Below are 22,477 nucleotides of genomic sequence, written 5' to 3'. Positions count from 1 at the left end.
TATGTGGCGAGTGTTGCTGGTTTTTGGGTTGTGTTTTTCATCGGCGGCTTATGCGAGTGATGGATTAACGTTATTTTCTCTAGCTGATGGTGATAAGACACAAGCTGTGAGTGTAAAGCTGGAAATCTTAGCCTTGATGACAGTGCTGAGTTTTCTGCCCGCATTATTAATGATGCTCACCAGCTTCACTCGAATAATTGTAGTGTTAGCCATTCTACGTCAAGCCTTAGGTTTGCAGCAAAGCCCGCCAAACAAGGTATTAATCGGTATCGCTTTAGTGATGACCATTTTTATTATGCGACCCGTTGGACAAGAGATCTATGACGATGCTTTTCTACCCTACGATATGGGGCAGATAGAGCTTCCTGAGGCTGTGGCACGTGGCGAGGTGCCATTGCGTCAATTTATGTTGGCGCAAACCCGAGAAACTGATCTTGAGCAGATGCTAAAAATTGCTGATGAACCTACCACATTAACCGCTGATGAAATCCCCTTTTTTGTACTCATGCCTGCATTTGTATTGAGCGAGTTAAAGACGGCATTCCAGATTGGTTTCCTGCTGTTTTTACCTTTTTTGGTGATCGATCTGGTGGTCGCCAGCGTGCTGATGTCTATGGGGATGATGATGCTGTCGCCACTAATTATCTCTTTGCCCTTTAAATTAATGGTGTTTGTGTTAGTCGATGGTTGGTCGATGACGGTGAGTACCTTGGTGGCAAGTTATGGTTAGCGCATTGTTTAATCGTAATATTTGTCCGCAGAGAGATTGTTGATGAAGACAGTTAATAATGATGAAACATTTAATATTTCAATCATAGACATGATTTACCTGACGTTGAGTTTATTGGTGTCAGCGTTAGTTATATTCAATGATTGGCCGGCAGTGATTAGCTTTTTGATCAATAGAGTCGCTTAGCGCAATGGGTGTAAATGAACTCACAGCGCTATTTGCTGAAGCTATCTTTCTTGTCGTCGCTATGGTGGGCGTTTTGGTTGTACCAGGGTTAATGGTCGGCTTGTTTATTGCGGTTTTTCAAGCTGCGACTCAGGTGAATGAACAAACTCTTAGCTTTTTACCAAGGCTGGTGATCACTTTATTGATGGTTGTGTTTGCGGGAGAGTGGTTGCTGATGAAAATTTGCGACTTTTTTGATCGCTTATTTCTAAATATTCCCCATCTTATTGGCTGAGGACGAATAGCTTGTTATCGCTTACCTCAATCCAGAATAGCAGTGTTATCGAAACCTCTTATTGGCTATGTATGGCTCGTTTACCGTTATTGAACCTAGTCCATCTGGAGGCTGCTAAAGCTTACCGGATAAGGAGGCATATTTGCTGTCACTGACCTCTGTCCAGATAAGTACTTTTATTGGTACGTTTTGGTGGCCATTTTGCCGCATTATGGGGGCATTTATGGTGATGCCTTTTCTGGGTAATAACTACATTCCTGCCATGGTTCGTATCCTATTAGCTCTTAGTATATCGGCGCTAATCGCCCCTATGCTACCGCCTTTTCCGGAGGTTGATGCAGTCTCTTTTCAGGCATTGATATTAGGGCTAGAACAATTGCTAATTGGTTTTATGCTGGCACTATTCTTGTCCATTATGATCCATGTTTTAACCTTATTTGGCGCGATGATGTCGATGCAAATGGGCTTGTCGATGGCGGTGATGAATGACCCGTCCAGTGGTGGCTCAAACCCCATTCTTGGACTGTGGTTTATGTTATATGGCACGCTGTTATTTTTAGCACTAGATGGCCATTTGGTGGCCATTGGCATCTTAGTGGATAGTTTTAGGTTGTGGCCAATTGGGATGGGCGTGTTTGATTTACCCTTAATGGGACTCATTGCGCGTTTCTCTTGGATTTTTGCCGCCGCTTTTATGTTGGCACTGCCTGCTATTCTGGCCATGTTAGTGGTCAATCTTACCTTTGGTGTATTGAGCCGCGCTGCACCGTCATTAAATGTATTCGCCTTAGGCTTTCCTATGTCGATGTTGATGGGGTTGCTATGCGTATTTTTCTCATTCAGTGGATTACCGACTCGTTATAGCGACCTCTGTTTAGATGCGTTATCTGCTATGTACCAGTTTATTGGTGGTACAGCGTGAGCAATAAAGACTCTGGCCAGAGTAAAACAGAAAAAGCGACCCCGCAGAAATTAAAGAAGGCCCGTGAACAGGGGCAGGTTCCACGCTCAAAAGATCTGGCTTCTTCGGCGTTGATCATCGGGTGTTCTCTATTACTGACAACAACGGCTGATTGGATTGCCGCTAAGGTTGCAGCAATGACACGAATCAATATGTCATTTACCAAAGCGCAGCTGGATGAGCCCGGAATGATGACGCGCCATTTAGCCTACTCCCTATTGGAAGTGTTAAATATTCTTGGGCCACTGTTTTTGATGGTGGCGTTAATTGCCATGGTGGCTGGCGCTATGCCGGGGGGGCCGATACTTAACTTTAACAATGCTAACTTTAAATACAGCCGTATCGACCCGATTGCTGGATTGGGGCGGATGGCGTCGGTTAAGTCGTTGGTTGAGTTGGTAAAATCCATTCTAAAAATAGTCTTGCTTATTGGTATCATGCTGCTGTTTTTGCAGAAGAACTTTCAAGCCTTGATGGCAGTGAGTCAGCTGCCTATCGACGAAGCCGTTACGCGCGGTATTGAGATGTTGAGTTTGGCTATGCTCTATATGGGGTTAGGTCTGCTGGTGATCACTTTTATCGATGTGCCGTATCAGTATTGGCATCATCATAAAGAGCTAAGAATGTCACTGCAAGAAGTGAAAGATGAGCATAAGCAGCAAGATGGTAAACCTGAAATCAAGGCTAAGATCCGCCAAATGCAGCAACGTCTTAGCCGTTCACGAGCCGATATTTCGGTGCCTAAAGCCGACGTATTATTAGTTAACCCAAGTCATTATGCGGTCGCGCTTAAATATGACATGACCAAGGCTGATGCGCCTTATGTATTGGCTAAGGGCACCGATGAGTTAGCGCTCTATATGCGTGATATTGCTAAGCGTAGTGGGGTCGAGGTCATTGAATTACCACCACTGACTCGTGCCATCTACTACTCGACTCAAATTGAACAGCAGATCCCAGCGGGCTTATTTGTCGCTATCGCCCACATTCTGAGTTATGTGATGCAACTGAGAGCGGCAAGACAAGGCAAACAGGCTAAGCCTGAGCCTTTGCCACACTTCTATATTCCTAAAAATTTACAACATGATTAAAGGTTATTTGTATTAATGAACTGGTTTAAGCGTACTTTTGCCGGTAGCCCAGGCTATATCGGCATTCCAATCATGCTACTTGCAGTCTTGGCTATGGTGATCTTGCCATTGCCGCCATGGTTATTGGATATCTTATTTACCTTCAATATTGTGCTCGCAGTGATGGTGCTATTGGTGGGTGTTTCAATTCGTAGGCCATTAGAGTTTTCGGTATTCCCGACCGTCTTGCTGCTTGCGACTTTACTGCGTTTAACGCTAAACGTGGCCTCGACTCGAGTGGTATTGATTGAAGGCCATGAAGGGGGAGATGCTGCAGGTAAAGTGATTCAGGCCTTTGGTGAGGTGGTGATCGGCGGCAACTATGTTGTCGGTGCGGTGATTTTCTTAATCTTGATGATCATTAACTTTGTGGTGATCACCAAAGGTGGCGAGCGAATTTCAGAGGTGTCGGCACGTTTCACCCTAGACGCTTTGCCCGGTAAGCAGATGGCAATTGATGCCGACCTGAATGCCGGTGTATTGTCACAGGATCAGGCCAGAGATAGACGTCAAGAGGTTGCGCGTGAAGCCGACTTCTATGGCTCGATGGATGGTGCCTCTAAGTTTGTGCGTGGTGACGCGATTGCCAGTATTTTGATCTTAGTGATTAATATGCTCGGTGGTTTGGCGATCGGTATTTTCATGCATGATCTCAGCACCAGTGAAGCATTTAAGACCTATGCATTATTGACGATTGGTGATGGCTTGGTAGCGCAAATACCGTCGTTGCTACTCGCAACCGCTGCCGCAATTATCGTAACGCGTGTCTCTGATGCTGAAGAGATGCCAGAGCAATTGCGTCAGCAGTTGTTGGCAAACCCTAAAACGTTAGTCACCTCAGCGGGGGTCATGTTTATTCTTGGCATCGTGCCTGGTATGCCAACGTTTGTGTTCTTGTCATTTGCTGTCATCTTAGGATTTGTGGCTTGGAAGCAGAGTCAACTTCAGCCAGAAATTGCTGAATCTAAAGTAGAACAATTACGGGAAACTAGCCTAAGTGAACCTTCGGCGCCGAGTTGGGACGCATTACCTTATACCGATTTAATCGAGGTACGTTTAGGTTATCGCTTGGTGCATTTAGTTGAGCGCAGCAAAGGCGCTGAACTGCAAAAGCGTTTAACCGGGATCCGTCGCACCTTGTCTGAGCAGGCGGGTTTTTTGCTGTCTGAAGTGCGGGTTCGCGATAACTTGTCGCTGGCTCCCAATGCATACCAGATTAATTTGATGGGGAACCCGGTCGTTACCGCAGAGCTGGAACCTGAACGTCTAATGGCGATTAAGAGTGGCCCTGTGTTTGGTGATATAGATGGAGTCATCACCAAGGAGCCAGCCTATCAGATGGATGCCATCTGGATTGAGCAAGACAATAAAGCTAAAGCGCTAAACCTTGGGTACTCCGTGGTGGATAACGCTACGGTTATTGCAACTCATGTGAGTAAGCTTATTCGTGAGTCGTTGCCTGATATGTTGCAGCATGATGATGTGCTTGCCTTGAGTGACCGCTTAGCCAAGCAAAGTCCAAAATTGGCTGAGTCACTCAATAGCGCCCTAACGCCAATTTTACAGTTGAAGGTGTATCGTTTACTGCTTAAAGAGCAGGTGTCGCTGAAAGATATTCGCACCATTGCCACCACTTTGCTTGATTGCAGTGAAAATAGTAAAGATCCTGTGTTACTTGCAGCCGATGTACGCTGCGCGCTGCGTCACTCTATTTTGCATTCTATTGTGGGTACTGAGCCTAAGCTCAATGTCATGACTCTGGCACCTGAACTAGAACAAACTCTGATGTCAGCGCTTAATCAATCTCAGCAGCAAGGTAAAGGCTCGCTCGATAGTTTTCCGGTCGATCCTCAATTGCTGGCCCAGTTGCAGCAACGTATGCCGCAGTTATTGGCGCAAGCAAAAGAGCATGGCCACAGTCCGCTATTGTTGGTGTCACCGCAATTACGGCCTATCTTGGCTCGCTATGCGCTAGCCTTTGCTCGCGGGCTACATGTGCTGTCTTATAATGAGATCCCAGAGACTCGGGAGCTAATGGTTGCAGGACAGTTAGGTTAATTGAACACAAAAAAGGGATAGCGCCGCGCTATCCCTTTTTTAATTTTGGATTAAACGTTAGCGTGTTTGCTGTAGAAAGCTGAGCAATACGTTGAGCGCTTGATTACGTGGCTTATCACGTTCCATAAAGATCTCATGGCGGGCATAAGGGATTTTAGTCAGCTTACATAAGCCGTTAATCGCTCGTTTTTGCGCGCGATTATCGACGATTGTGTCTTCTTCCGCTTGCAGGATCAGTAAAGGGATTTGACTATTTCGTGCGGCATCTTCCGCTCGTGCGGCTGCGTCGATTGATTCGACCAACCAATGATTAGTCGGTGAGCCTAACTGCAGTTGTGGAGTTTTCTGATACAGTTCACGATAATCGTCATAACGCAGTTTACTATTTGTCAGGTCGTTCTTATCAAATGGCTCGGCATGGTATCCCTTGCCGCCCAAGATATAGTTGGGTTGCTGATGGTTATCGAGCAATGAGGCTAACCCGCGGATAAAACCTCTAGGCAGAGGCAGTTTTATGCCGTACATAGGGGCCGAAAATACTGCCGCTTTAAAGGTTGCTGGATGCTGCTGTAGATACAGAGTGCCAATGGCTCCCCCCATAGAGTGGCCAACAAGATAATAGTTTTCGCTTGGTATTGGTTTCACAATATGAGTGACAAATTCTGCGAAATCGTCGATATATCGCTGGAACTTGTCGATATATCCCAGATGCGGATTAGCGGTCGTGCGTGCCGACAGGCCCTGACCTCGATGATCGATTGCAAATAAACTATAGCCTTGCTGGTAAAGATCAAACATCAATTCTTTATACTTTAGGTAAGACTCCACCCGACCATTGCTAAGTACAATGGTGCCAATGCTATTCGGGTGAGTTATTTTGGCGTAAGCCAAAGTGATGTCGTCACGAGTCTTAAATGTGGCTTGGGTGACCTGTTGCCAAAAGACTTTTTGCTCAGGACTATTTAAATGGTGCTCAGATGAAAAATTGGCAATTTGCGTATTCGTCATATAAGCCTCTGTAGCTATCGACATGGCATAAGTTCTATTAGGTGATCTTGCATGCAGTGTAACAAACTTGTTCGATAGATTGGCAGAGACGAATTAAGATTAATCAATAAATAAGGCCGCAAGCGCGACCTTATTCTATTGTGGGTAAGTTTAGATTTGTGCTTTCTGTTGCTCGATAAAATCGTTTATCTGCTGCTCCAGTATCGACATAGGTACAGACCCATTTGCTAATATGGCGTCATGGAAGGCGCGAATATCGAAGTGCTCACCGAGCTCAGCTTCAGCCTGAGCGCGCAGACGTTTAATTGTCAGTTCGCCAATCTTGTATGACAGGGCTTGTCCAGGCCAGTTAATGTAGCGGTCAATCTCTGTGGTGACGTTATGCATCGACAATGCTGTATTGCTGGCCATAAAGTCTATTGCTTGCTGGCGAGTCCAGCCCTTAGCGTGCATGCCGGTATCGACGACTAGACGCGCAGCGCGCCACATTTCGTAGGTTAAGCGGCCAAAGTTGCTATAAGGGTCTTGGTAGAAACCAGCTTCTAGGCCGAGATATTCAGAATACAGCCCCCAACCTTCACCAAAAGCCGAGATATAACTGTAGCGGCGAAAATCTGGCAGGTTGGTTAGCTCTTGGTTTAGAGCTATCTGCAGGTGATGCCCAGGCACTGCTTCGTGTAGGGTTAGCGCTTCCATTTCGTATAGTGGACGTTTATCTAGGGCATAGGTATTGACCCAGTAATAACCCGGCTCATCATCGCGGCTTGAACCTGAATAGCGTCCAGTGGTGTATTTAGGGGCGATTTGTGCAGGAACAGGTTCAATACCGTAAGGCTGACGCGGTAGTTTGCCAAAATACTTTGGCAGCATGGCATCGGCTTTCTTGGCGATAAAGGCCGCTTCTTTTAGCAGTTCTTCTGCTGTTTTAGGGTAAAACTGTGGATCGGTTCTTAAAAAGTGCAGGAACTCGGCAAAACTGCCCTCAAAGCCAACTTGTTCGATGATTTGCTGCATCTCACCGCGAATGCGCTTCACTTCTTGTAAGCCTAGTTGATGTACTTCATCTGATGTCATCGCTAAAGTGGTGTAATAGCGTACGCGGTTTTCATAGAGGGCTTCACCGTCGGGAAGATCATAGGTGGCGATGCTTATCCGGGTGTTAGGAATATATTCGATGGTGATGAAATCGAAGAAGGCCTGGTATTGGGGCAACACTGTGCTTTGGATTAAGGTGCGACCTTGCTGCGTTAATTGGGCTTTTTCTGCCTCGGTAAAGTGCGATGGATACTGAGTAAATGGTTTGAAGTAACCACTGTCTTCAACTGGCACGATAAAGGCTGTAATGCTGGTTTCAAAGCCTTTTAGCGTCGCTTTAGCTGGCGTGATACCGCTTGCGAGTCCCTGCTTTAACCAATAGATTTGCTGCTCAAAATAGTTAGGCAGTGCTTGCAGTTGCTTAATATAGTTTTGATAGTCTTCGACTTTAGCAAAGCGTCCCTTAGCTATCGAGGCGATATAGGCATGAAATCCTCCTTCGGCCGATATGGGCATGTAATGATCTTTGTAGCGATATTGGTCAACATCGTTTTGCAGTTGGTCTTGCAGGATCTGCGCGTTAATTGCATCTTCTTTACTTAAGCTATTTTTGTCTATCTTTACTAATTGCTGCAACAACACTTGCTTGCGCTGATCGAGTGCTTCAAGTGTGGCGGGTAACAAGTCTTGTAGCTTTCCGGCTGCACTCTTGTTACCCAGTGAATAGGCGAAGCTTGGGCTTGAGTCTAAGGAGATTTGCCAAGCGGCATCGATAAGTGATTGTAGCTGGGTATTACTGGCAACTTGTTGGGTGCTGACACCTTGTTGTGGGGCGGTTGTTGTCGTAGTTTGGCAGGCACTTAGGCCTAATACCAACACAGAGGGAAGTAGGTACTTATACATAGACTGTCCATTATTGTTTTAATTTTCAGCTTGATTATGCCGTCACAGCTTACAAAGATCACCAATGAAAATTAAACTAAATGTGACTAGAAGTGTTTGCAGGTTTGGGGGAAAGGAGTCACTAAGAGCATTTTTGGACTTATAGATACAAAAAAACCGGCTAATGCCGGTTTTTTTTGTATCTAACGCAAGATTAGATAACGCGAGAGAACTGCTGTTGTCTTGCTTTCTCACGGTAGTAAACATCGAAACAGATGCAGATATTACGGATCAATAGGCGGCCTGTTGGGCTGATAGTGATCTTGCGGTCTGTGATGTCGACTAATTTATCATCGATAAAGGTTTGCAGCAGCTTTAAATCTTCTGCGAAGTACTCTTCGAAGTTGATGTTCAGCTTCTCTTCAATTAACGCCATATCGAGGTCGAAGTGACAGATTAGCTGCTTGATAACTACACGACGAATTTCATCGTCACGGTTTAAGCTACAGCCTTTCCAGAGCGCATGACCATTAGCATCGATTGATTCGAAGTATGGGCGAATGTCTTTTTGGTTCTGTGCATAACAATCGCCAATTTGGCTGATTGATGACACACCAAGACCTAACAGATCACACTCTTCTTGAGTCGTGTAACCTTGGAAGTTACGGTGCAGACGTCCTTCGTTCTGTAAGATTGAAAGCTCATCATCTGGCTTAGCAAAGTGGTCCATACCAATGTATTGGTAACCCGCCCCCGTTAAGGTCTCGATAGTTTGATGCAACATATCAAGCTTTTGCTGTGGCGACGCTAAGTCTTCATCTTTAATCTTACGCTGCGCCGCAAAACGTGATGGCAGGTGAGCGTAGTTAAATACAGATAGGCGATCTGGATTCAAATCTAGAACGCGTTGCATGGTTTCAGCAAATGTTTCAGGCGTCTGGTGTGGCAAACCATAGATCAGGTCGATGTTAGTTGAAACAAAGCCTAGCTCTTTGGCGCGCGCCATCAGGTCGAAGATAAACTGCTCGTCTTGCTCGCGGTTTACTGCGATCTGTACCTTCTTATTGAAATCCTGAACACCGATAGAAATACGGTTGAAACCGGCTTCTTTAAGGGTGTCTAGCATTGAAAGTTCGATTTCACGTGGATCGACTTCAATTGAGTATTCGCCCACATCGGCAACATTAAAGTTGGCTTTGATGAGTGCTGATAGCTTAAGGATTTGCTCAGGCGTTAGGAATGTCGGTGTACCGCCACCCCAATGAATTTGGGTCACTAAATAATCTTTAAACAGAGGTGCACGTTTAACGATTTCTGCCGCTAGGTATTCAATATACTGATCGGCTTTATGCTGGTGGCGAGTGATGACTTTATTGCAGCCACAGTAGTAACAAAGCTTGGCGCAGAAAGGAATGTGAATATACAGTGAAAGTTTGTCACTCTTGCTGTTCTTAATCGAAGTCAGCAATTTTTCCTCGGTAAACGAATCATCGAATTCCAAGGCCGTCGGATAAGAAGTATAACGTGGACCGCTATAATTGTACTTTTCGATCATTGACTGATCCCAACTAATTGGGGTGGGCTGCTTCAAGGCGTGTCCTCCGGCGTATAGTTTAGCAACATGTGAAGTATGCATGGTTATTTGTTGAATAACCTTGATCCATGTTGTAAAAATTTAATGTGGGTAGCAAAGTATGACTGAATATCGCTGAAAATAAGGTATCTGTCTGTGCTCTTTAGAAGATTTTGTGCACAGACTCACCCTATATAAGCAAAATAGGCCATATCTGCGACTTAGATTCGGCCTTTAATGACTGCAAGCTCTATGTCGTCTTCAGCTCTAGTGGAGTGATTCTGACTTAAATTCACTCAGTAGTTTGGCTTCTTCGAGGATTTTTGCCTCTAATTCACCTTCTGAACGCATGCGAGCGTAATCTAGCTTCATGCGCTGCTGTTTATCTAAGCTTTTACGCTGTTCTTTGATTGGATGCGCTTTGATGACGTCGAAATGGGCAAACGTAGCTGGGTATTGGCTCTCAACAAGCTCAGCCATACCGATGAGTTGAAAAAGCTTTGCGATACGCATTACGCCTTCAGATAACTCACAGCGCTCTTGTAGCATAGCGGTTGCGATATATCGGATATTGTCGAGCAGTTCGTCTGATTTGGCTTTAGCGGCTTGTGCTTGCTCTTGTTCGCGTTTTAATTGGCGCTGTTTTTGTTTGCGAACTTGAATAAGCAGGTAGGTCGCATAAGCAGTCAGCGCGACGATGATAAGTACGCCGAGCACAATAAAGGCAGTTGTCATACTAAACCCTAGTTGGTAGGAGTGAGATACAGGTGGTGATTATGGATAAAAAAATGGCATCAATAAAGATGCCATAGATTTTATATATACGAATTTAGTCTTTGTCGAAGTAGTCTTTTAACAGATCTGCACCAGACTCGAACTTATCAAATAGGTCGTCATCACTAACGGCCTTTTTGTTTTTCGGCGCATGGTCTTCTTCGTCATTAATGCCGAGTCTGTCCATTAGGGCTTCAATTTGGTTTAACTGCTTGTTTAACCAAGTTTGATCGTCTTGACTGAGATTTTTACCTTCTTCAAGCATATCGAGTAGGCTATTGAGTCTTGGATCTTCCTCAAGCTTCAATAATTTCTGCTCATCAGTCAGTTTCGGCCCTTTTGGCTTCTTCTCAACTTTCACTTCAGCAGCGATATTCAGTTGAACTGGCTTTTTGCTGCCGTGACGTGGGTCTGCATTCTTAGCTTTACCACCGTTAGCTTGGCTTTCAATCATCGAAGCGTTATGACGACTTCCCGCTTTATTGCCAGCAACTTGTTTTTTGCCTGCAAGAACTCGATCTTTCTTCTTGGTTCTTGGGGCTAATTTAGGAGCATTTTCGTTGCTCTTACGCGTTTTCTTACTACGGGACATGATTGCTTATCTCGATAACTTTAAAGACTCTATTGCTGCAAAGCGGCTTCGCTCATGCAACAACGGAAGTTTGGTCGCGTGTTATATCAGATCCTGATGGTTTTTGCACCAGAATGAGATCATTTGCTGCAAATAATAGCTTAAAACCGACCTTGTTTGCTAGGAACTCAAAGGTTGCTTGCTGATAAAAGCTGACATGAGTCAGATTATTCTTATGGTGCCACTTATCAAATGCACTCAATTGACTGAGTAATGGTGTGCAAATTGCCATCCAGCCACCGGGTTTAAGTAAGTGGCTAAGCAGCTCCCATTCTTTATAGGGAAAGCGGAAATGCTCAAACACTCGATAGCAGCAGATGAAGTCATATTCTTGCTTAAGGGAACGGTTCCACGGTGCAAGACTGGGGTCATACTGGTTGAGTTGATGACCTTTTTTACTGATTTTCAGTAAGGTTTTGCTATCTAGAGTGCGGCCAAAGTTAAGGCCTAATAAAGGCGTGTGCCCATCTTCACACTGCTCGATAAGCTCCAGGATAAAACGCGCGAGTGATTTTTGTTTATTACTGGCTAGTCGGTACTTTTGCTGCTCAGCGCTAGGGGGGAGGTGTGAGTTAGCGTCGGCAAATACCAGCTGGCATTGGTGGCAATGATACAGGCAGCGCTTTTTGTCGGCGAAAAACCGTACGGTATTATCACTATGACAAAGAGGGCATCTGCGCATATATTAGCTAAACCAATGACTTAATTAATTTGAGTATAAATGAAGATAGTAGAGCGAGAAATAAAAAAAGGCGACAGATTAATCTGTCGCCTCTATAAAAGTGCCAATCGGCACCAATTCTGATTTCAAGTATCCATACTTGCTATGTGACTATCCCGGTCAATATCCATCTTATTTTTTGTCTGCTTTCCATGCATGTCTTTTAGTTGGTGGTCTTCCCGACACTTTATTTTTAGACCTGTCGCCTTCCTGACAACAGTTTCCGTAGATGGTCTTTAAAGACACATCCTAATTTTTATTCGTCCATCCAATGACGCCTAAGTAACCATCCCTGTATATTTTTTTAAGTATCTTCCAGTGATAACAAGCTTCCCGCAAGTGCATCCTAAGCAATAGCTTCCTATGCTGTATCTGTATCCTACAAATACGTTCCTGTTGGTGCTGTTTCTCTGAATGTAAGGTTTAATGCTAAATAGCGATATTGGCCTTCCTAACCAATCCTTACTAAAATTCTTACGACCTGGACTTCAAATTGAAATCTCGACTCTTATTATTTTTAGAGAGTGGTCTTAATAATATTATTATTATTTAGTTAATTTATTCTTATATCTTAAATGTACAAATACCGAAATCTGATAGTTATTATTACATAATTTATTGTACTAACAGTTGGGTTCATCTCGGTACGGGGGCTATTTAAACCTAAATCTGTGATCTCTGTCAAGAGGGTTTTGCGCGTAGTTTACGTAAACGTAAACATAATGATATAAAAAAGGACGGGTTTGCCGTCCTCTTAAGATGTAGCTAATATTTACTTAAGGCTTGATATATATTTAGATAATGCGTCAATGTCATCGCTATTTAGCTTTTTCGCGATGTCTTGCATCATGCCATTTAAGTCGTTGTTACGATTTGTATCGTGGAACTTATTTAGCTGGATCTTGATATAATTGGCATGTTGGGCATCGATTGCAGGGAAGCCTGCAAGTTCAGCACCTTTACCACCAGGTCCATGACACGCAATACACGCTGTGATGCCACGTGCTGCATCGCCATTCTTATAGAGTTGCGCACCGAGCTCTGGGACATCTTTAACTTCGATATCTTTCTTAGCTTGGCTAGCATAAAATGCAGAGATATCTGCAATGTCTTGATCGCTAAGCGCGACAGACATGCCACCCATGATAGGGTCCATACGACCTTCTTTTCCGCCAGTCTGTGCTGCACTGCGGAAATCATGTAATTGTTTTTCTAGGTATGTACTGTGTTGACCAGCAAGGTTTGGGTACATGTCTATCATGCTGTTGCCGTCAACACCGTGGCAAGCAGAACAAACGATGGCTTTAGTTTTTCCGGCTTCGGCATTTCCTTCTGCCATTGCAGGTGAAGAGATTGTGGCTAAAACAGACAGCGCAAGAGCTAACTTTTTCATGGCGTTCCAACTTCTTATTAAAATATTTGTCTTGAGCTTACTAGGAAGACCCGCAAGCGTGATAAAATGTATTTTATGTGATCGGGGTAATATTTTACACGAAATTGTGAAAATGTAAGCAACTCTTCGATATTTAACCAAGTTAGTTGAAAAAAGTTTTGGAGTTAATTGTGAGTGAATCTCGTATCGATTTCCGTAAAGCAGAGTTTTTAATTAGTGCGCCAGATATTGCGCACTTGAATGAATACCTCCCTGGCGACGTTGGGGTAGAAATTGCGTTTGCGGGTCGTTCTAACGCGGGTAAGTCGAGTGCTCTGAATTTACTGTCGGAGCAAAAAATTGCTCGAACCAGTAAAACACCTGGACGTACGCAGTTAATTAACGTTTTTAAGTTGGATAAGCACCGCCGTCTGGTCGACTTACCAGGTTATGGTTTTGCTCAAGTACCTTTAGCACTTAAACTTAAGTGGCAGCAGGCGTTGGGTGAATACTTGCTTAAGCGTGATTGTTTGAGCGGCGTTGTCGTACTGATGGATATTCGTCATCCGCTAAAAGATCTTGATATGCAGATGATTGAGTGGGCCGTTGAAAGCCATATCCCTGTTTTAGCGCTATTAACTAAAGCTGATAAGCTTGGTCAAAGCGCCAGAATGAAGATGGTTAACGAAGTTCGTAAGAAACTGAGCAACTTCGAAGATGCTGTAAAGGTTGAGCCTTTTTCTTCATTAAAAGGAATTGGTAAGAGCAAGGTGCTCGGTATTCTTGATGGTTGGTGTAAGCCTGAATGGTTGATGCAACAAATTCAAGCCGATGCGATAGCTGCTCAATCAGAAGCTGGCAAAGAGTAACTTTTACGTCAGGCCAAACTGATACATAACGCTCCTTTTAAGGGGCGTTTTTTTTGGTATTTTTTTAGGAAAAATAGTGAAAATGAGGCAAAAAAAAACCGACGGAAAAACCATCGGCGTAAAATAGCTCTTTTGGGGAGAAGCTAAATTCAACAAGACTCAAGTTCAATCAAACAGTGTTGATATCGCTCAATGAACACAGCATAACTCGAATTTTATTCAATTTAAAGTAATTACTCTAAAATTTATTTCAGACGAAAAAAAGCCCCAGCAAATTAGATTTGCTGAGGCGCCATAATTTGGCCATTTACTACAGAATAGTAAACGTAAAAAAAAGGTCTGAAAGATAGAACATCTTAACCTCTGTACCCTACGCAGAGAATATTACTCCATTAACCGCTATATGAAAAACTGTTTTTGTAAAAAACACACAATAATGTGATGGATATCTCAACTTGTGCTCAATAAAAGCACAGTTATTGATCGAAATATTTCATATAAACATCTAATTTTAAAGTTGATACTTGCTGTTCTAGCTTAAAAATATCACAGCGGTTCTGGCGCGGCTCTGAGAGTGTATAGTGCTGCAAAAAATAGGATGGGAAGAAGAGATAAAAAAGCTGACAGTGTGGGACTGTCAGCTAATGTCATTGCGCTTAATTTGATTGGCAGCAAATTAGTGAGCTTGTTCCCAGTTGTCACCAAGTCCAGCTTCTGCGAGTAGTTCTACATCGAGTTTTGCCGCAGCGGCCATTAGCTCACACACCTTAGCTTGTAAGCTGTCTGCTTTGGCTTCATCGACTTCAAACACCAATTCATCGTGCACCTGCATGATCATGATGATTTCGCCGTTTGTTTCAGTTTCAATCCAGTTAGCAATATTGATCATTGCCTTTTTGATAATGTCAGCAGCTGTGCCTTGCATAGGTGCGTTGATCGCAGCACGTTCGGCCGCTTGTCTGCGCATAGCATTTCTATCTTTAATAGCAGGTAGGTAAAGACGACGACCAAATAGTGTCGATACATAACCGAGATCGGCTGCTATAGCACGGGTTTCTTCCATATACTTGAGCACGCCTGGGTAGCGCTTAAAGTAAGTGTCGATATAGCTTTGTGCTTCAGCGCGAGGAATATCAAGCTGCTTGGCTAAGCCAAATGCCGACATACCATAAATTAAACCGAAGTTAACCGCTTTCGCGCGGCGACGCTGATCTGAGCTTACCTCGCTAAAATCGACATCGAAGACCTCTGCCGCAGTTGCTTTATGGATATCTTTTCCTTCGGCAAAGGCGGTGAGTAGCCCCTTGTCTTGTGATAGGTGAGCCATAATTCTAAGTTCGATTTGCGAGTAGTCGGCCGCGAGGATCTTTTTACCCTCAGGTGCGATAAATGCGTGGCGAATGCGGCGCCCCTCTTCGGTACGAATTGGGATGTTCTGCAAGTTAGGTTCACTTGATGACAAACGACCCGTGGCTGCATTCGCTTGATGATAGCTAGTATGTACTCGACCTGTTTGAGCATTAACCATCAATGGTAGTTTATCTGTGTAGGTGCTCTTTAGCTTTGCAAGGCTACGGTGCTCTAAGATGATCTTAGGTAGCGGGTAATCTAGCGCAAGCTCAACCAGCACTTCTTCTGCTGTTGACGGCGCACCCTTAGGGGTTTTCTTGATAATCGGGTAGCCGAGTTTTTCAAAAAACAATTCTTGTAGCTGCTTGGGAGAGCTGAGGTTAAATGCTTGGCCTGCGATCTCGTGAGCCTTGTGTTCGAGATCATCAATTTTGCGCGCTAGCTCTTCACTTTGTTGACCTAGCAACATGCTATCGATCAATACACCCTGGCGCTCGATATTCGATAAAGTATTGATCAGTGGCAACTCAATATCAGTGAATACGCTGGCAAGTTCTGGCAGTTTTTCTAGTCTCGACCAAAGGTGCTGATGCAGGCGCAGGGTGATATCGGCATCTTCTGCGGCATATGGCGCGGCTGTTTCAAGTGGAATTTGGTTAAAGGTGATCTGTTTAACCCCTTTACCTGCAATTTCTTCGAAACTGATGTTCTTGTGGCCAAGGTACTTAAGCGCTAAATCATCCATATTGTGCTTTGAAGCGACAGAGTTAAACACGTAAGACTCAAGCATGGTGTCAAATTGTACACCGCGTAGGGTAATTCCTGCATTAGCCAAAATGCTGATGTCATACTTAAGGTTTTGGCCAACTTTTTTAAGATTTTCATCTTCAAGTAGTGGCTGCAGCTTTTCAAACACAACGGCTTTATCTAGTTGCTCTGGTGCATCAACGTAGTCATGAGCAATCGGCAAATAAGCGGCTTTACCTGCTTCAACCGCAAAAGAGATCCCGACTAGCTTGGCTTCCATGTAGTTAAGGCTTGTGGTTTCCGTATCAATGGCAACCAGCTCGGCAGACTTTAATTTTTCAATCCAGCTGTCGAGTTGTTCTAGGGTAAGAATGGTCTCGTACTCAACTGCGATATCAAGCTTTGCTGCTGGCGCATCATCTTCAGAGTCCGCAGCCGTGGCTTTGTCGCCTTTGTTATCGAGTACTTCTGCTAACCAGCGTTTAAACTCCATCTCACCGTAACACTTAATGAGCTCGTCTTTATTTGCTGGCTCAATTGATAGTTGATGCCAATCTTGCTCAAGCTCTACGTCTAATTTGATGGTCGCTAGTTCATAACTTAGTTTGAGCATATCTGCATGCTCAATGATTTTAGCGGGCATTGTTTTAGAACCACGGAATCCGAGTTCAGGCATTTTCTCTGGAGCCGCTAAAATCTGTTCAACACTCCCCGCTCCGGTTAGCATTGCCAGCGCAGTTTTCTCTCCCACACCAGGTAAACCTGGAATGTTATCGGCTTTATCACCTTGCAAGGCTAATAGGTCGATGATTAATTCCGGACCGACGCCAAACTTTTTGGTAACCTCTGTAGGCCCCATGATGGTGTTGGTCATGGTATTGATTAGTGTGACATTATCATCAACTAACTGCGCCATATCTTTATCACCAGTACTGATAAGAACCGCGCGACCCTCTTTACTTGCTTGAGTTGCGATAGTACCAATCACGTCATCGGCTTCAACCCCTGAAATACACACTAGAGGTAAACCGAGCGCCTTAATGATTCTGTGTAGTGGTTCAATCTGATTGCGCAGATCATCAGGCATTGGCGGGCGCTGAGCCTTGTATTCTGAATACATGTCGTTGCGGAATGTTTTGCCTTTTGCGTCAAACACCACAGCCATTTGTGATGGCTTATATTGGTTAATCAGGCTGCGAAGCATATTGATTACGCCGTAGACGGCACCGGTTGCTTCCCCTTTAGAATTCGTTAGGTGAGGTGGTGCATAGTAAGCGCGGTAAAGGTAAGAAGAACCATCCACAAGAATTAAAGGGTTATCGGCAATTTTAGGCATAGTTTAGTATTCGTTTATCGGTATTCGATGATGGCGCTAGCATGCCATATAAGGGCAATTTCGGCCACGTAAAAATGTTACACAGCCTGTGGATAACTCTGTGAATGGAACAGGGTAACTCGATCTTGATAAAAAAGAGGAGTGAGAGCGGTAGCTCTTAAGTTGTTGAAAAATAGCCGATAAAATTAAATGTGTGAAGTGAGTTTTATTTTGGCTATTTGAACTAATTATGTGGACTTTTTATTTTTATGCGTATTTTGAACCCATTCCTTGGTTAAATATTATTCACTTGATAAAGTGTTGACCTAACTTAGCATGATAAATAATCTGATCAAGCGGTTTATTACAAATTTGTTAAAACAATATGATATATAAAGAGGCTTTTTAATGAAAAAAGTAGCAGTTCTTTTGAGTGGTAGCGGCGTTTATGATGGCACTGAGTTACATGAATCAGTTTTAGCGTTATTGGAGATCACTAAAGCCGGTGCAAGTTATCAATGTTTCGCGCCTAATATCCCTCAATACCATGTAGTGAATCATTTAACTGGCGAAGTGCAAGAGGGCGAAAGCCGCAATGTTTTAGTGGAGTCAGCAAGAATTGCTCGTGGTGAAATTAAAGCTGTAGACGAACTGAATATTAACGAATTTGACGCTTTGGTGATCCCCGGTGGTTTCGGTGCAGCCAAGAACTTATGTGATTTTGCGGTAACAGGGGCTGAACATTCGGTTGAGCCGAGTGTTGAACGCTTTATTTCACAATTTGCCAGCGCGCATAAGCCGGTGGGCTTTATCTGTATCTCGCCAATTATGATCCCGAAACTGTACGGCCAAGGAGTATGTGGCACGATTGGTTCAGATGAGGGCACTGCAGCAGCCTTTGAACAGCAAGGCGGACAGCATCATGCCGTTTCTGTTGATGATATTGTGGTTGATGAGCAACACAAAGTTGTGAGTACCCCAGCCTATATGTTGGCCAGTAATATTGTTGAGGCGCACTCTGGGATCAGTAAATTAGTTACAAAAGTACTTGAGATGGCTTAGGGCTTAATATGAATAAAGCTTGCTGCTGTATTCTTTGTTAAGTGGTGATGATTGTTAGCCCGCAAGGAGCGGGCTATATGTTAGCTGTCTGTATAAAGGTGATATTCACGCTGAGTGCGTGCTTTAACATCACGTCAAGCCTCTTAAGCTATAGTTACGGCTAAAACTTGCGGGATTTACTGTCAATAAACCCTTGAATAACGCCAACAAGCAGACCACCAAGATGTGCCCCGTTAGCGATAGACAAGCCAAACATGTCGGTGAAGCCCAGTACCAGCCATAAAAGCATAAAACCGATATAAGCTGGTGGAAGCCCAATACCTGATTCTGGCCGCTTAACTCCCATTATCCACGTGTAACCGACAACAGCATAGACTACCCCCGACAATCCGCCGAAGTTTGGCCCTGCCATATAGTATTGCAAGATGTTAGGCAGAGTACCGCCAACGATGAGCAGAATAAACAGCGGGGTAAAGCCGATTTTATTTTCTATCTTGCCACCCAGGTACCACCACCACAGCAAGTTAAAGATAATATGCATGGCGGAGAAGTGCATTAGGCTGGGAGTAAAGATCCGCCAAAACTCACTTAGCGTTGCTGAAGGTGTCGCACCGAAAAATGATAATTGTTCAAAAATAGGGTTGGCAAACCCAAGACTCATTGCAGCATAGATGACGACACAGGTAAAAAAGACGAGCAGAGTCAGCGGGCCGGCCCCTGTTATAAACTGGCTAACGAGTTGCAGACTCGGATTACCGTAATCAAGCTTGGTGTGAGTATCGCCATTTTCCCAAGATGCTGCGAGATACTTTTCGTCATAGGGGTTATGAATAAAGGCTTGGTATTCACGGTGGGCTCTGTCGAAGTGATTTTGGTCATGGATCATCAGTGCCACACCTTGCTCGGTTGGCATCAGTTCGCAGTCAATGTGAAGCCCTTTTAGGTAGTCAATGAGAGCCTGCGCTGCTCGGCTATTGGGGAGCCTGCCAATCTCGATCATTAATTTACCCTCACGCTGGTTTATAGGTTGGCTTGGTGCCAGGCACTGTATCCGCCATCTAAGCTAAAGACGTCATCAAAGCCTTGCTCATTGAGGTAGGTCGCTGCACTTTGGCTACTAATTCCATGATAGCAAACTACTATGAGCGGCAGATCCATATCGGCATCGCTAATATAGTGGGCCAAGTTGTCATTGGTTAGATTAACCGCGCCAGTAATATGGCCTGCTTCATAGCTTGCCGCATCTCGGATATCGACGATTTGCAGCTCACTTGATTCTGCTTGCATCTGGATAAGTTGATTAACGCTAAGGTGTTGAAACGCTGACATAGTAAACCTGTATTGTTTGATAGATATAACGGGGATGGAATACTCGCAATGACGTATTACAGCCCCTTTGTAGAGTCAATAATTAGCGTTATGTTTAACAGATTAAAAGTTAAACAGGCTAATAATTTAATCCCAGTTTAAGATAACTTTACCAGATTGGCCTGAACGCATTGCATCGAAACCTTGTTGGAACTCATCAATACTGTAATGGTGAGTGATGATTGGCGAGATATCTAGGCCTGATTGGATAAGACTGGCCATCTTGTACCAAGTCTCAAACATTTCACGGCCATAAATGCCTTTAATGATTAAGCCTTTAAAGATCACCTTGCTCCAATCGATAGCCATTTCGCCACCTGGAATACCTAGCATAGCAATCTTGCCGCCATGGTTCATGGTATCGAGCATAGAGTGGAATGCACTTGGCACACCTGACATCTCAAGACCAACATCAAAGCCTTCAGTCATGCCAAGTTCTTGCATTACATCTTCTAAGCTTTCTTTGGCAACGTTAACGGCGCGGGTAGCGCCCATTTTCTCTGCCAATTCTAGACGGTATTCGTTGACGTCAGTAATCACCACATGGCGCGCACCTACGTGACGACAAACGGCCGCAGCCATGATACCTATTGGACCTGCGCCCGTGATTAGCACGTCTTCACCGACTAGATCAAATGACAGTGCAGTGTGAACAGCGTTACCAAATGGATCGAAGATAGATGCTAAGTCATCCGAGATATCATCTGGGATTTTAAAGGCGTTAAAGGCCGGAATAACTAAGTACTCTGCAAAGGCACCTTCACGGTTTACACCCACACCAGAGGTGTTACGGCATAGGTGAGTACGTCCACCGCGGCAGTTACGGCAATGGCCGCAAGTGATATGGCCTTCGCCAGATACGCGATCGCCAATAGTAAAGCCACGAACCTCTTGGCCCATACCAACGACTTCGCCGACATATTCGTGACCAACAACCATAGGCACTGGAATCGTGTTTTGCGACCATTCGTCCCAGTTATAGATATGAACATCGGTACCACAAATAGCCGTTTTACGGATTTTAATCAGTAGATCGTTATGGCCCACTTCTGGCTTAGGCGCATCAACCATCCAGATGCCTTCTTCAGGCTTTAATTTGCTCAGTGCTTTCATTTTATAACCTATTACAAGCTAGCGTTTGCAGCTTGCTAAATGTCATTCAAGAAGGGCTACATACGTAGCCCTACAGGTTTAATTTTAGCTGATAATGCCCATCTCTTTGGCGATACGGGTAAAGGCCTCAATCGCTTTGTCAATCTGCTCTTTAGTGTGGGCTGCAGACATTTGCGTACGAATACGTGCCTGGCCTTTTGGTACCACAGGGAAAGAGAAACCGATGACGTAGATGTTTTCAGTTAATAGACGGTTAGCAAAATCACCAGCCAGCTTTGCATCGCCAATCATCACAGGGATAATTGCATGGTCAGCCCCACCAAGGGTGAAGCCTGCAGCAGACATTTTTTCACGGAAGTAACGACTGTTTTCCCAAACCGCTTCACGTAGCGCTTGGCCAGACTTGAGCATTTCAAGTACGTGGATAGAGGCGGTGACGATTGAAGGGGCCAATGAGTTTGAGAATAGATAAGGGCGAGAACGTTGACGCAACCAGTCGATCACCTCTTTCTTACCTGAGGTGAATCCACCTGAAGCCCCACCAAGAGCCTTACCTAATGTGCCAGTGATAATGTCGACGCGGTCCATCACTTCACAATACTCGTGAGTACCACGACCTTCTTGACCAACAAAGCCCACAGCGTGTGAGTCATCAACCATGACCAGTGCGCCGTACTGGTCGGCCAGATCACACACACCTTTTAGGTTGGCGATAACGCCGTCCATTGAGAATACGCCGTCAGTGGCGATCATGATGTTGCGTGCGCCCGCTTCTTTAGCTGCTTTTAGCTGCGCTTCAAGATCGGCCATGTCGTTGTTGGCATAACGGAAACGCTTAGCTTTACAAAGACGCACACCATCGATGATAGAGGCGTGGTTTAGCGCGTCAGAAATAATGGCATCTTCGGCACTCAATAAGGTTTCAAACAGACCCGCGTTAGCATCGAAGCACGAAGAATAAAGAATGGTGTCTTCCATGCCTAAGAATTCGCTAAGGCTTGCCTCAAGTGTCTTATGGATATCTTGAGTTCCACAAATAAAGCGCACAGATGCCATGCCAAAACCGTGGGCATCGAGACCGCCTTGAGCAGCTTTGATGAGTTCTGGGTGATTGGCCAAGCCAAGGTAGTTATTGGCGCAAAAATTGATGACTTTATCGCCATTGACTTCAATTGCCGTTTGTTGAGGAGAAACAATGACGCGTTCGCTTTTATATAAGCCTTCGGCTTTTACGTCAGCAAGCTGTTGATTTATCTGGTTGTAGAATGAGGTCTTAGGCACCTTTATTCTCCTTAATTAGCATTATTTTGAGTATTGG

19 protein-coding genes are annotated in these 22,477 nt (G+C 44.5%); 7 read left to right on the top strand and 12 right to left on the bottom strand.

Annotation, left to right across the window (positions count from 1 at the left end; all coding sequences use genetic code 11):
- Position 1: 1 nt before the first annotated feature.
- The 5 genes from fliP (at position 2) to flhA (ending at position 5,339) form a co-directional block, all read left to right on the top strand.
- Positions 2-730 (top strand): flagellar type III secretion system pore protein FliP, encoded by a 729-nt coding sequence (fliP, locus tag ACVBIU_RS15260; RefSeq protein ID WP_447161020.1) that lies wholly within the window; start codon positions 2-4, stop codon positions 728-730.
- Positions 731-920: 190 nt separating this feature from the next.
- Complete coding sequence (locus ACVBIU_RS15255; protein ID WP_447161021.1) at positions 921-1,190, top strand: flagellar biosynthetic protein FliQ; 270 nt, start codon at positions 921-923, stop codon at positions 1,188-1,190.
- 142 nt (positions 1,191-1,332) lie between these two features.
- Positions 1,333-2,112, top strand: a complete 780-nt coding sequence (gene fliR / locus ACVBIU_RS15250) for a flagellar biosynthetic protein FliR (protein WP_447161022.1) — start codon at positions 1,333-1,335, stop codon at positions 2,110-2,112.
- Positions 2,109-3,242, top strand: a complete 1,134-nt coding sequence (gene flhB / locus ACVBIU_RS15245) for a flagellar biosynthesis protein FlhB (protein ID WP_447161023.1) — start codon at positions 2,109-2,111, stop codon at positions 3,240-3,242. Before fliR ends, flhB begins: the two co-directional genes overlap by 4 nt.
- Positions 3,243-3,257: 15 nt before the next feature.
- Positions 3,258-5,339, top strand: a complete 2,082-nt coding sequence (flhA, locus tag ACVBIU_RS15240) for a flagellar biosynthesis protein FlhA (protein WP_447161024.1) — start codon at positions 3,258-3,260, stop codon at positions 5,337-5,339.
- A 57-nt stretch (positions 5,340-5,396) separates the two neighbouring features.
- Here the strand turns inward: flhA and ACVBIU_RS15235 are convergent, their stop codons facing one another.
- The 7 genes from ACVBIU_RS15235 to ACVBIU_RS15205 all read right to left on the bottom strand — a co-directional run bounded on the left by ACVBIU_RS15235 (position 5,397) and on the right by ACVBIU_RS15205 (position 13,356).
- The gene (locus ACVBIU_RS15235; RefSeq protein ID WP_447161025.1) at positions 5,397-6,371 is read right to left on the bottom strand and encodes an alpha/beta fold hydrolase; all 975 of its coding nucleotides are present in this window, start codon (positions 6,369-6,371) and stop codon (positions 5,397-5,399) included.
- 126 nt (positions 6,372-6,497) lie between these two features.
- Positions 6,498-8,285, bottom strand: coding sequence for a DUF885 domain-containing protein (locus ACVBIU_RS15230; protein WP_447164193.1), 1,788 nt, complete (start codon positions 8,283-8,285; stop codon positions 6,498-6,500).
- 193 nt (positions 8,286-8,478) lie between these two features.
- Positions 8,479-9,855, bottom strand: coding sequence for an oxygen-independent coproporphyrinogen III oxidase (gene hemN, locus ACVBIU_RS15225; protein WP_447161027.1), 1,377 nt, complete (start codon positions 9,853-9,855; stop codon positions 8,479-8,481).
- A 249-nt stretch (positions 9,856-10,104) separates the two neighbouring features.
- On the bottom strand, positions 10,105-10,572 hold the full coding sequence (locus ACVBIU_RS15220; RefSeq protein WP_447164192.1) for a DUF2489 domain-containing protein: 468 nt from the start codon (positions 10,570-10,572) through the stop codon (positions 10,105-10,107).
- 94 nt (positions 10,573-10,666) lie between these two features.
- Complete coding sequence (yihI, locus tag ACVBIU_RS15215; protein WP_447161029.1) at positions 10,667-11,203, bottom strand: Der GTPase-activating protein YihI; 537 nt, start codon at positions 11,201-11,203, stop codon at positions 10,667-10,669.
- A gap of 52 nt (positions 11,204-11,255) precedes the next feature.
- Positions 11,256-11,924 carry a methyltransferase domain-containing protein gene (locus ACVBIU_RS15210; protein WP_447161030.1) on the bottom strand — a complete coding sequence of 223 codons (669 nt, stop codon included), beginning with the start codon at positions 11,922-11,924 and terminating at the stop codon, positions 11,256-11,258.
- Between the two features lie 811 nt (positions 11,925-12,735).
- On the bottom strand, positions 12,736-13,356 hold the full coding sequence (locus tag ACVBIU_RS15205) for a c-type cytochrome (RefSeq protein WP_447161031.1): 621 nt from the start codon (positions 13,354-13,356) through the stop codon (positions 12,736-12,738).
- A gap of 170 nt (positions 13,357-13,526) precedes the next feature.
- Between ACVBIU_RS15205 and yihA the strand changes: the two genes are divergently transcribed.
- Positions 13,527-14,204, top strand: a complete 678-nt coding sequence (gene yihA / locus ACVBIU_RS15200; RefSeq protein WP_447161032.1) for a ribosome biogenesis GTP-binding protein YihA/YsxC — start codon at positions 13,527-13,529, stop codon at positions 14,202-14,204.
- Positions 14,205-14,880: 676 nt separating this feature from the next.
- Here the strand turns inward: yihA and polA are convergent.
- Positions 14,881-17,637 (bottom strand): DNA polymerase I, encoded by a 2,757-nt coding sequence (gene polA / locus ACVBIU_RS15195; protein WP_447164191.1) that lies wholly within the window; start codon positions 17,635-17,637, stop codon positions 14,881-14,883.
- A 387-nt stretch (positions 17,638-18,024) separates the two neighbouring features.
- On the opposite strand from polA, the gene elbB reads away from it, so the two are divergent.
- Positions 18,025-18,678: an isoprenoid biosynthesis glyoxalase ElbB gene (gene elbB, locus ACVBIU_RS15190; protein ID WP_447164190.1), complete on the top strand. Its 654-nt coding sequence runs from the start codon at positions 18,025-18,027 to the stop codon at positions 18,676-18,678.
- Between the two features lie 160 nt (positions 18,679-18,838).
- Here the strand turns inward: elbB and glpG are convergent, their stop codons facing one another.
- From glpG to ACVBIU_RS15170, 4 genes are all read right to left on the bottom strand, one after another.
- Positions 18,839-19,678: a rhomboid family intramembrane serine protease GlpG gene (gene glpG / locus ACVBIU_RS15185; RefSeq protein ID WP_447161035.1), complete on the bottom strand. Its 840-nt coding sequence runs from the start codon at positions 19,676-19,678 to the stop codon at positions 18,839-18,841.
- 20 nt (positions 19,679-19,698) lie between these two features.
- Positions 19,699-20,007: a thiosulfate sulfurtransferase GlpE gene (gene glpE / locus ACVBIU_RS15180; RefSeq protein ID WP_447161036.1), complete on the bottom strand. Its 309-nt coding sequence runs from the start codon at positions 20,005-20,007 to the stop codon at positions 19,699-19,701.
- Positions 20,008-20,133: 126 nt separating this feature from the next.
- The gene (tdh, locus tag ACVBIU_RS15175; RefSeq protein WP_447164189.1) at positions 20,134-21,159 is read right to left on the bottom strand and encodes an L-threonine 3-dehydrogenase; all 1,026 of its coding nucleotides are present in this window, start codon (positions 21,157-21,159) and stop codon (positions 20,134-20,136) included.
- 84 nt (positions 21,160-21,243) lie between these two features.
- Positions 21,244-22,440 carry a glycine C-acetyltransferase gene (locus tag ACVBIU_RS15170; protein WP_447161038.1) on the bottom strand — a complete coding sequence of 399 codons (1,197 nt, stop codon included), beginning with the start codon at positions 22,438-22,440 and terminating at the stop codon, positions 21,244-21,246.
- Positions 22,441-22,477 lie beyond the last annotated feature (37 nt).

It is taken from the genome of Shewanella sp. 30m-14, from assembly GCF_052977125.1.
The sequence above is the reverse complement of the archived record's forward strand: the minus strand, read 5'-3'. Positions and strand labels throughout refer to the sequence as shown.